Below are 10,546 nucleotides of genomic sequence, written 5' to 3' on the forward strand. Positions count from 1 at the left end.
ACCAGCACAGTGAAGACTTCGGCGATCATGATTTCGAGGCTACCACACGGCGTTAGTGCCCGCTGTCTACGCTTCAAGAGGTCCGTTACCGGCCCCATGCAAGACTCGCTTCCGACTGGCGGGCTCCGCCTTTGCCGGGAGGAAGCCGCTAGGATTCCGGACCCCCGCCGAAGTCATGGCACAACAAGTCAGTGAATTACGCGCAGGTGTTGTGCTTCAAACTTGAATCCGCCCCTCCTTTCTTGCAGCAGGCACTTGGCTGATTGGCGGATATGGTCCTAAAACACCTATCACATTAGCCGAACCCAGGCCGATTACCAGGCGCTTTTGGGTTAATTTCACACCTTGACTCCGGAGCGTACTTCAAGGTCTAAGATAGCCATCGAAGACTAGAAGGAGGCGCCTCAAGCCGCTATGACAAGGGGTAGCCGGCCTGCGACCGCAATGCCAGGTGCTTGAGGGCAATCGCGATTGATATTAAGGAGCAACTTCATGACGATGTATGCCTTTTCCACCACGACCGCCGGATCTTTTCCGGCAGCCCTCGCAAAAGTTACGGAGGCCCTCAAAGCGGAAGGCTTCGGCGTACTGACCGAGATCGACGTAGCCGCAACCTTCAAGGCCAAGCTCGGGATTGATTCGCGGCCCTACAAGATCCTAGGGGCGTGTAACCCCCAGTTTGCTCATCAGGCGATCGCAGCCGACCCCGACATCGGGTTGCTGCTACCCTGCAACGTCATTGTCCGGGAAGAAGCCGACGGCCAGGTCATGGTGGCTTTCATGGACCCCGCTGCGGTGCTCGGCATGGTCGACAACCCGCAGGTGACCGCTCTCAGTAAAGCGGTGCGTGCCAGGCTGCTACGGGTGCGCGATAGCGTAGCCGGCTGATCGGTTGCGGGGACGGCACGGCAAGTGGCGAATGACATCATGGAATAGTGCAGCGCTCGGCAATATGGCCTTTGAAGCGGGAGGATAGATCATGACTCATACCAAGATAGTGCTCTATACCAGTCCGGGCTGCCCGGATTGTGCCGCCGTCAAACGCTACCTTGGAGACCGCGAACTGGCCTTCGAGGAGAGGGACATCACCATCCCCGGGGTGGCCGACGAGGCCAAGGCGCGCTACGGAGTGCGCATAGCGCCCATCACCGTCATTGGCAATACCTTTTTTATGGCACTTTCGCCGAGCAAAAAGCAAAGCTCGACATTGCCCTCAACGCCATCGGCTGACCAAAACCTCCTGACATCGATACGCAGAGAATCCGTCGACATTTTCCCCTGCTCGCCTTGCTGGCCATGTTCCTCCTCGGAACATGGATGAGCAATGCCGCAGTGGCCATGCCGTTCGGCGTTTCCTGCGCTGGTATACCAGGCATGCCCATGACAGCCATGCCTCATTGCCAGGGTGCTCTGGACATGGGCCCGCATGCCGGGGCGATGTCCGGTCAATGCATATCCATCTGTGCAGAAGGTCATGCGCCAGGGGGCTTGAGGCTTCCTGAAATGGCCTTCCCAGCCCCGGCAATGGCCAGCTTCGTGACATTTTCCCATCCGGCGATGCAGAACTGGTTCCTCAAGTACGAGCTGCAGGGCATCTCCGGTGTCGCTGAGGTGGCCACGGTAGGAGGCATGTACAGGAGTACCAGGTGGTGGACCCGCAGAAACTCCTCGCCTACAACCTGACCCTGCCGGAGGTGGAGGCCGCCATCCGGGCCGCTAACGGGGAGACCAGCAGCTCGGTGGTGGACATGGGAGAAGCGAGTTATATCGTCCGCACCTCGGGTTACATCCGTTCACTAAAAGACCTGGAGGATGCCTCGCTGGGGATACTGGCCGCCTTCCTCATCACGTGGCTTCTGGGGATCCCCGCCAACATCATGTCCCTAGGCGGCATCGCCATCGCCATCGGCGTCATGATGGATGCCCCCATGGTCATGATCGAGAATATGCACAAGCATCTCGAAAAGGAGTCCGGCGTCGACCCCTGGGCGGCGAGGAGGGCAAGCTGTTCGCACCGCTCGCCTTCACCAAGACATTTTCGGTGGCCGCCGCCATTCTTTCGGTAACCCTGGTGCCCACCCTCATGGCCTGGTTCATCCGCGGACGCATTCTCCCGGAAAGCAACCCCCCTCTGAACCGGGCCTTGGCTTTTCTCTACCGACCGGTAATCCACGGTGCCCTACGCCCCCCCTGGATAATGCTGGTCATCGCCCTGCTGCTCACGGCCACCTTCTATTACCCCTGGAATCGCCTGGGATCGGAATTCATGCCGCCCCTGAACGAGGGGACGCTGCTCTACATGCCGGTTACCCAGGACCCAGCGGTCTCCATCGGCCAAGCGGCCGCGCTCCTACAGCAGAGGGACCGCATCCTCAATACCTTCCCCGAGGTGGAGACGGTCTTCGGCGAGGCGGGGAGGGCTCAGACAGCGACGGATCAATCGCCTCTGTCCATGTTCGATACGGTGGTGAATTTGAAGAATCCCGACCAGTGGCCCGCCAGGATGACCATGCACAAGCTATAAAGCGAGATGAACGAAGCCCTGCAGATCCCCGGGCTGTCCAACATCTGGACGCAGCCGCTCAAGGGGTGGGTGGATATGCTGACTACCGGTCTCCAGACGCCGTTAGGCATCAAAGTCGGCGGAACGGATCTCGCTACCCTGTACAGCCTGGGGCAGGAAATCCAAACGGTTTTGCGGAAGGTCCCCGGCACCCAAAGCGCCTATGCGGCCCGGATCACCGGTGGCCGCTACATCGTCGTCCGCACCGACCGCGCCAAGGCCGCGATTGCGCAAGCCGCCCATCTTCCGGGAGCTTATACCCTCTCCTGGGTAGACCAGTATCAAGTCATGGAGCAGGCCGCCAAGCGCCTGGAACTGGACATTCCTGCCGTCATTCTCCTGATCGCCCTACTCCTCTACTTCAGCTTCAAGAACTGGGTCGAGGTGGCCATCATCCTGCTCATCCTGCCCTTGTCCCTGGTAGGCGGCTGCTGGCTCGGCTACAAACTCTCAGTGGCGGTGGGTTTCATCGCCCTCGCGGGGGTGGCGGCGGAATTCGGGGTGGTGATGCTCTTCTATCTGGATCAGGCCCTCATCCGTCACCAAGCCCGCGGCGCCTTGCAGGACTGGCATGACCTTCAGGTTGCCGTCATCGAGGGGACCATGCTGCGCCTACGGCCTTTGGCCATGACCTTTACCCTGGTGGTGGGCGGCCTCCTACCCATCATGTTCAGCCATGGTGCCGATGCCGATGTGATGAAGCGTATCGCCGCGCCAATGGTGGGCGGCATGTTCAGCGCCGCGTTGCTGGCGCTGCTGGTGATTCCTGCCCCCCCTACGCCCTGTGGCAAAAACGGCGACTGGGCCTACGGTGAAGACAGTATAGACAAAGAGAAACTAATGGCATCAGAGTTGAAAAGGAATGATCTTCTCGCCATGGCGCACGAGGATGATTTCAGCAGGGACGGCCTGGGCTGCCAAGGGTAAGACAGTCAGTAGGGTCAAGGCGAAAAAAGAAAGTACAGGGCGGCGGCAGGGCATGATGCTTCTCCTGATGGTTTTAGCGACGAAGTAGCGCTCCCCGGGCCAGACCGAGAATGAGCGCCGAACTGAAAATGCCAATGACCGACAGGGCCATACCATTACCAATGGTTCCCTGCCGAAAATTTCCGTAGATATAGGTAGAAATGACCTGCACGCCCGCCGGCTGCAGCATCAGTGAGGCCACCAGCTCCCGCATCGACAGGGCGAACACCACCGTCGCTCCACCCACCAGCATGGGCCAAAGCGAAGGTATCTGAATCCGCAAGACCGAGTGCAAGGGTGAGCCGCCGTGGACCCGGCCCGCCTGCTCCAGGCGCGGGGGAATTTGCGCAAGACCGGTACGGGCATAACGGATGGCAAAGGGAAAAGTTCCCGTCGCATAGGCCACGGCCAGGATGATTGGATGTCCAAAGACCGGAAGCTGGTTCCAGGGGGCATTCCAGAACAGGATCATGCCCACCGCCAGCACCACGCCGGGGATGGCCATGGGCAGCGTTGCCAGCAGATCGACGAGGGCAGCGATGCGCCCACCCTTGCGGACCAGATTAGCGGCCAGCAAGGCCGATGCCATACCAAACACCGCTACCAGGGCGGAGAGTCTGAGACTGGTCTCCAGGGCTGAGAGGCCAGAAGAGCTGTGGGAGAGCACATGGTGATAATGGTGCCAAGTAAAATTGCTCCCCCGCAGTCCCACGCTCAGGGCCTTTTCCAGGGAAACTGCAACCACCGCAGCCAACGGCAGAATCATCCCGATCAGCGCAAAGATCGAAATCGGCAAGATACTCCACCATACCCGGCGCGCTGGCGCACGGCGCTGGATGCGTCCCTCGTTGTTCCGCACCAGTGGCCGGTAGAGAAACCAGACCAGCACCCCCAGGGCACAGAGGATCAGGCCAATGGCCGAGGCCTTGGGTAGGTCCACCGGCCAGACGTTGGTGGCCCCCTCGATGCTCGTGCTGAGCACCTGCACTCCGGCATAGCCTGCCAGCAGGGCCGGCACGCCAAACTCTGCCGAGGTGTCGAGAAAGACCAACAGTCCTGCTGCGGCCAGCGCGGGCAACAGTAGCGGCAGAATACCCAAACGAAAGGCACCCAGGGCCGAGGACCCATGTACCCGCGCTGCCTGTAGCAAGCGCGGATTGCCATTCTCGAGGGCGGCTCGCAGCAGGATATAGACCAAGGGAGTGAGATGCAGGGCCATCACCATGCCCATGCCGGCCAGCGAGAACAAAAACTCTTCGAGCGTTGTGCCCAACGCTTGCCAGGCAGTCAGCTGCTCGATCATTCCTACGGGTCCGGTCAAGAGGCTCCAGGCCTCGGCGGTCAGATACGGAGGAATGAGAAACGGAATCAGGATCAGCGCCTCCCAGAGGGGGCTGAGACGCGGTGGCACGAAATACAAGAGCAAGGCCAGGCCCAGCCCCATGGGCAGGGAAAAGAGGACGGCCAGACCGGCCATCCCCAGAGTTCCGGACAAGGACTTTAGAAACTGCTGGTCGACCCCGAGTTGCAGCAGGGCGATCCCATGCACCTGACCAGCACTCGGCTGCAGCGCCTCGTAGATGATGGCCCCCAGGGGGGCTAAAACCAGCACCCCCAGGATGAGGTAGACCAGCAGATGATTGAAAAGGCGGCTCACTGATCCAGAATATCCTTCTTGAAGCGCGCCAACACGGCAGGCTGCGTCGCTGCCAGTTTCGCCCAGTCGACGGAGCTCACCTTGAAACTGCCCATCTTGGCCATGATTGGCTTGGCCGGAACCCCTTGCAGGGCAGGATAGAGATTGTTTTTGGCGACCAGCTTTTGCCCCGCCGGAGACATCGCAAAGTCGACAAACTGCTCTGCCAGCTTCTTATCCGGGGCAGATTTGAGAATCATGATCGGCCGTGGGATGACGATCGTGCTTTCTTTGGGATAGACCAGAGAGACCGAATTGCCCTGCGCCTTGGCGGCGACGGCGGCATGCCCCACACACTCCAGCATGCCGCTGCGCTCGCCCGAGAGTACTGGCAACAACGCCGCATGATTGGTACCCGGCCATACCGTGCCGTTGGCCTTCAGATCCTGCAAAAACTGCCAGGCCTTGTTGCCATACCGATCCACAAACGCCACCAGGAAGCTCGAAGCGGTGCCGGATAACAGCGGATTCGGTGCCGTAATCCGGTCTTTCCACTCAGGCTGGGTCAGGGCAAACCAGCTATCGGGCAACTTGGCACCTGCAGGCAGGGCCTTGGTGTTGAAGACCATCGATACGGTATCCAGGCCATAGGGCAGGAAAGGAGCGGATACCTGAGCGGGCTTGACCAGGGTCTTCTCGATAGCCGCCGGATGGTACGGGTAGACCATTCCCTGCTTCGCCAGATCCAGTCCTGCCGACCAGCCGGCGACCATCACGACATCGGCATGGGGATGATTGGCTTCGGCGGCCAGACGCGCCATGACCTTGCCGGTGCTGGAGGTCCAGACCTCGACATGATCCCCAGTCTTCTTTTCGAAGGCGGCGGCAAGGGATTTGGCCAGGGTAGCCGGGGCGGCACTGTAGAGGGTGAGGGTAGCGGCATGGGCGGCACTGGCCAGACCCAGACCCAGCAGGGCAATCACTAGACGTTTCATCGAAGCACTCCTATCGGTCGTTTGCGGAAGACTGCACGGGAATACACCAACCGTGATCGGGGCGCAGATGCCACCGGCGCGGTCCCAGATCCCCCCGGCGGGACTGGGCGAGAAACTCCTGGCCATCAGTGGCCTGCAACGTCAACAGATAACGGCCTTCGTGCCAGTGAGCATGGCGCACCGTTGCCTCGGGGGCATCGCTGGGTGCTTTATCGATTTCCAGATCGTTTGGCCGCAACAGCAGGGTGGCGCGCGTCGCGCCATTCAACCCCGCAGATGCCGGTACCGGCCAGCGGCGACCTTCCCAGTGGATCAGGGCCTGCTTTCCCGCATGCTGCAAAACCGGCACATGCAGGGCCCGCACCGAACCACCCAGGCGCGCCACCACCAGGCTCGCCGGCTGCTGGTATAAGCTCTCCGGACTGTCCCACTGTTCCAGATGGCCGGCATTCAAAACGCCGACCCGGTGTCCCAGATAAAAGGCCTCGCTCGGATCATGGGTCACGTGCAGGGCCGTGATGCCTTCCTCGGCAAAGAGCTCGTGGAGAAATTCACGCAAGTTCTCGCGCACGCCGTGATCGAGCGCCGAGAGCGGCTCGTCCAGCAACACGATGCGGGGTTTGGCAATGATGGCCCGGGCAATGGCGACACGCTGCTGTTGTCCCCCCGAAAGCTCGTGGGGTCGCCGGCGAGCAGCGGCGGCAGGTATGGCCATGCGCTCCAACAGGGCCAGGGCCCGGGTCTTGTCTACCGCCTGCCGACGCGCGCGCAGTGGGTAGAGTACATTCTTGAGCACGGTCAGGTGCGGCCAGAGAGCGGCGTCCTGAAACACCATGCCAATCTGCCGTCGCTCTGGGGCGATGAAGATGCCATCCCCGTTCACCTGCTGGCCATGAACAGAAATCGTTCCTCGTTGCGGACGCAACAGGCCCGCAATGACCGCCAGCAAAGTACTTTTGCCCGACCCGGATTCTCCCAGCAGACAGGCGTAGCTACCCGCCGCCTGCTGCAAATGGACGTCTGCGAGTATGGGTCGCCCACCCAATTCGACTTGCAAGCCCTCGATCTGCAGCCCCGCCGGCGCGTCAGAAGGCATACTGCAGCATCAGGCGGTTATAAATAAAAGAATGGCCGTCATAGGCCGCCAGACCATTGTCGATGGCCACCCGGTCGCGAATGCTCAGACCTTTGACCTGCATGGGGAAATAGGTCAAATCCAGATACACACCATCGGTTTTGCCCTCATAATTGGTGTCGAAGTGGGCAAAGCCGGCCAGGAAACGGATCTGTTTTTGCCACGCGTCGAGGGCTGCACCCAGGCGCCAGGCATGCCCGGGACCAAAGGCCAGAAGATTGTTCGTCATGAAGGAGGCATACATGGCGGTATAATTGCCATAGGGGGAAACGATGGCACCACCGCCGAAACTGTCGGCGTGCGGGTTGAGCTGGTTGTAGGCAAAGAAGAGATTGGCATGGGGAATCTTCACTCCCGCCTTCAGGCCCCAGAGAGTGGCGTTCACCGTCCCTTCTTGCCCAAAGAGCTTCGCGTGGTAATTTTGCAGAATCCCGCTGCTTTCCCACTCCCGCAAAAACTGTCCCGCGAGGTAGGGAGTAACACTGCCCATCTTCAGGCCGTATTGAGCGCTGCCATAGAACAGGTTGGCGAACTGATAGAAGTTGTAGTACCAAGCCGACAACTTGGCGCCCATAGCAGAGTATTGGGCACCAAACGCCAACGTGCCATTGCTGGCCGGCGTATCCGCCTTGAGCCCCACCTTTTTCACCCCGTACAGAGGGTCTTCGTCATAGTTGCTTGGGTAATAGAGATTGTCGCGATAGTAATCGTCGGAGGTCCGGCTCTTCCAGCGGAAGATGCGCATGCCTTCGATCTTCAGGCCCGGCAAAGGCTGCAGCTCGACAAATACACCCTGGAAGGTCTGGGGCAACATGCGGGAGTCGCGCGGTCCCATCCACGGGGTATTGATGACCTGATTGCCGACCCGGATGAGCAGACGCTTGGGCATCTCATACTGCAAATAGGCCTGGCCCAAGGCATTGATGGATGGCGCAATGCCCATCAGGGTGGTATCCACGTTTTTGCTGTCGCTGCCGTGGGTACCCAGGCTATTGGCAGTAAAAAAACTCACCCCAGCGCTGAAACCGTCCAAGCTCCCGGTCCGGGCATTGAGAATACCGCCCAGACTGTAGGCATCCTCATTTTCCTTCTTCGGTGCGCCGTATAGTTTGCTGAAGTAATAGGAGCGAATGTCCCCACTCACAGAACCATTCCTGATGATCTGCGCCAGGGTATCGGCGTGACCGTACAGCGGTAGCAAGGCTAGGGCGGAACATAGAAGATAGCGATTGCGCATAGTCGGCGGTCCACAGATATTTTCTTGAGACTCGCATCATAACGCAGCAATGTGACAGTTTTATGAACTTTTTGTGAATTTTTTATGACAATCGCTTGCTCTGCCCTCGGTGAGAGCCAAGGGAGTCAGATAGCCACTGACAACGTCTCAGAACTTGAAGAAAGTTCCGATCCTGGCAGTTCAGTAGCCCCGGCAGGCGAGAGGGAGAAATGAGGTCAGATGCAGAACGACGAGGATACCGGAAACGAAGAGTGATGGCAGAATAACGGCTTGAAAATCAGCAGGAATCTGGCAGTTCCGGATAGACAAACAGGTTATTGCATTGGTCGGGGCGAGAGGATTTGAACCTCCGACCACCTGAACCCCATTCTAGCCCTACAATCTCGCTTACGCCATGTATTTATAGCATATTCCTGCGCGGATACTTTCTACAAAATGGCAGACCAAGGCAAAATATTTCCATTGTAAAACAAAGGCGAGTTTTCAGTTGTAGAAGGCTTTAGCTATTTCTGATTCTACCTGTAGAGCCTATTTGATCTGGTCCGCAAGGTCTGTTTCGATAATCTCCAGCAATGATCGCTCGCCACATATGAAGAGCGAGGTAGTCGAGTTGGCAGGGTGAATCTGACACCCAAGTCCAAGACCATCAAGCCGATCTTTTGTGACATGCCGCCGGCGGGCCATCGGTGTTGTTCCCCACGTTCCTACCTTCAGTTTCAAGTAAACAGCCAAGTCGAATAGGCTCATTCCTCGCATATGCTCTCGCCAGTGCTCAGGTGAGAACGGCTTCCAAAGGTCAACCGACCGGTTCACCGTCTGCATGGGAGTGGGGCCATATGCCGGATCTTCGGATTCGTAGGGGGCTGGATCAAGCTTGATGACCAGGTTTGCTCCGGCCCAGGCCAGGGCATCTTGGCCGATCTTGCTCCAAGACAGCACTAGGAGTTTGGCCTTTGTATATGGCAATGGGCTCCGTTCCGGAAGCAAGTCGGCAAGCAAGGAAAGCTCTTTACGCAGATCCTGCGGGATCGCGTTGAGATTTGATTCACTCCGCATCATCAATATCTTCCTCTGGTTCTGCTTGCAGCAAATGGTCAACAGAGCACTGATACCCATTTATGGCCCAAGCTGCAGCGATGAGCAGGTCTGGCGCCCCGTCCTCGATAAAAGCTCTCCCACAAAGCAGACCGTCTGGGATCTCGATTTCCCCGTAGTTCATCCTTCTCACCCTCTCTCTGAGTCTGATTCCTAGCCAGGTATAGATCGGACTCGGGTGCGCCTCTTCAGGTATCTCCAGATTCTTTGATCTATACCCAGGCGGATTCTGATATGGAGGAATACCCGATGTTCAAAGATGCTTTTGTTACAGTCTGCATGGCAACATTGGACTGCGACTGGCCCGGGGCCAATGCTTCGATGACTGGTTCCTCAAGCTATAGCTGGTAACCATGCGACGAATTTCAAATCTTGCATTTAACCAGGAGTTCCCTGAAGCTTCTGGCCTGTCTGGTATCCCATCGGATAACCAGGTTCGGATTTCTCGGGATACGGGCAATCCCTATGATCGGGATGCAGTGGGGATCTGGCTTGGAGGACACCCGAAAACGCCCATCGGTTGGCTTTATCGTAAAGACGGCAACCGCGATGCCGTACTACAAAAGCTCGACGCCGGCGGAGAGATCACGGGACACATCGAACAGCGCAGCCGCAGAAAAGGGGACAAGCCACAGAAGGTCGTGGTGTTCTGGCTTTAGTGCGAGAAAAAGGTCAGTGACTCTAGGATGGTAATTGTCCACTAAGTATTCATAAATAAATAAATTGTACTCACTATATAGCGGGTATAGTCTTGCCTCATGGAAGCAGACGCACTGATAGCCGCTCGACACCAAGCGCTCGAAGGGATACTGGATGAGCGGCAGAGACGGCTATATGCGGCAGTAGAAGCGAAGGTGCTGGGTCATGGCGGTGTCAAGCGGGTGAGTGAGGCTACCGGAGTCGCGCGGGGGTCCATCAT

General features: G+C 58.4%; 9 protein-coding genes and 2 pseudogenes. 5 read left to right on the plus strand and 6 right to left on the minus strand.

What is annotated here, in order from left to right; all coding sequences use genetic code 11:
- The first annotated feature begins 492 nt into the window (after positions 1 to 492).
- From AC2VNM_RS01155 to AC2VNM_RS01165, 3 genes and pseudogenes are all read left to right on the plus strand, one after another.
- On the plus strand, positions 493 to 888 hold the full coding sequence (locus AC2VNM_RS01155; protein WP_483165495.1) for a DUF302 domain-containing protein: 396 nt from the start codon (positions 493 to 495) through the stop codon (positions 886 to 888).
- A 91-nt stretch (positions 889 to 979) separates the two neighbouring features.
- Positions 980 to 1,321, plus strand: coding sequence for a glutaredoxin family protein (locus tag AC2VNM_RS01160; RefSeq protein WP_483165494.1), 342 nt, complete (start codon positions 980 to 982; stop codon positions 1,319 to 1,321).
- A 236-nt stretch (positions 1,322 to 1,557) separates the two neighbouring features.
- Positions 1,558 to 3,378, plus strand: a pseudogene (locus tag AC2VNM_RS01165) (efflux RND transporter permease subunit); the annotation flags it as partial.
- Between the two features lie 31 nt (positions 3,379 to 3,409).
- Here AC2VNM_RS01165 and AC2VNM_RS01170 read toward each other — a convergent pair.
- From AC2VNM_RS01170 to AC2VNM_RS01195, 6 genes are all read right to left on the minus strand, one after another.
- A complete protein-coding gene (locus tag AC2VNM_RS01170) occupies positions 3,410 to 3,544 on the minus strand; it encodes a hypothetical protein (RefSeq protein ID WP_486912727.1) in 135 nt (44 codons plus the stop codon).
- Between the two features lie 19 nt (positions 3,545 to 3,563).
- On the minus strand, positions 3,564 to 5,186 hold the full coding sequence (locus AC2VNM_RS01175) for an ABC transporter permease (protein WP_483165492.1): 1,623 nt from the start codon (positions 5,184 to 5,186) through the stop codon (positions 3,564 to 3,566).
- On the minus strand, positions 5,183 to 6,160 hold the full coding sequence (locus AC2VNM_RS01180; protein WP_483165491.1) for an extracellular solute-binding protein: 978 nt from the start codon (positions 6,158 to 6,160) through the stop codon (positions 5,183 to 5,185). Before AC2VNM_RS01180 ends, AC2VNM_RS01175 begins: the two co-directional genes overlap by 4 nt.
- Before the next feature lie 10 nt (positions 6,161 to 6,170).
- A complete protein-coding gene (locus tag AC2VNM_RS01185; RefSeq protein ID WP_483165490.1) occupies positions 6,171 to 7,256 on the minus strand; it encodes an ABC transporter ATP-binding protein in 1,086 nt (361 codons plus the stop codon).
- Positions 7,246 to 8,532 (minus strand): OprD family outer membrane porin, encoded by a 1,287-nt coding sequence (locus AC2VNM_RS01190; protein ID WP_483165489.1) that lies wholly within the window; start codon positions 8,530 to 8,532, stop codon positions 7,246 to 7,248. Before AC2VNM_RS01190 ends, AC2VNM_RS01185 begins: the two co-directional genes overlap by 11 nt.
- A gap of 528 nt (positions 8,533 to 9,060) precedes the next feature.
- Positions 9,061 to 9,591, minus strand: coding sequence for a hypothetical protein (locus tag AC2VNM_RS01195; protein ID WP_486912729.1), 531 nt, complete (start codon positions 9,589 to 9,591; stop codon positions 9,061 to 9,063).
- A gap of 389 nt (positions 9,592 to 9,980) precedes the next feature.
- Between AC2VNM_RS01195 and AC2VNM_RS01200 the strand changes: the two genes are divergently transcribed.
- The gene (locus tag AC2VNM_RS01200; protein ID WP_486912730.1) at positions 9,981 to 10,286 is read left to right on the plus strand and encodes a hypothetical protein; all 306 of its coding nucleotides are present in this window, start codon (positions 9,981 to 9,983) and stop codon (positions 10,284 to 10,286) included.
- A 99-nt stretch (positions 10,287 to 10,385) separates the two neighbouring features.
- Positions 10,386 to 10,546 (plus strand): annotated as a pseudogene (locus tag AC2VNM_RS01205) (ISAzo13 family transposase); the annotation flags it as partial.

The sequence above is a fragment of the Acidithiobacillus sp. TH-A67 genome, assembly GCF_057473545.1.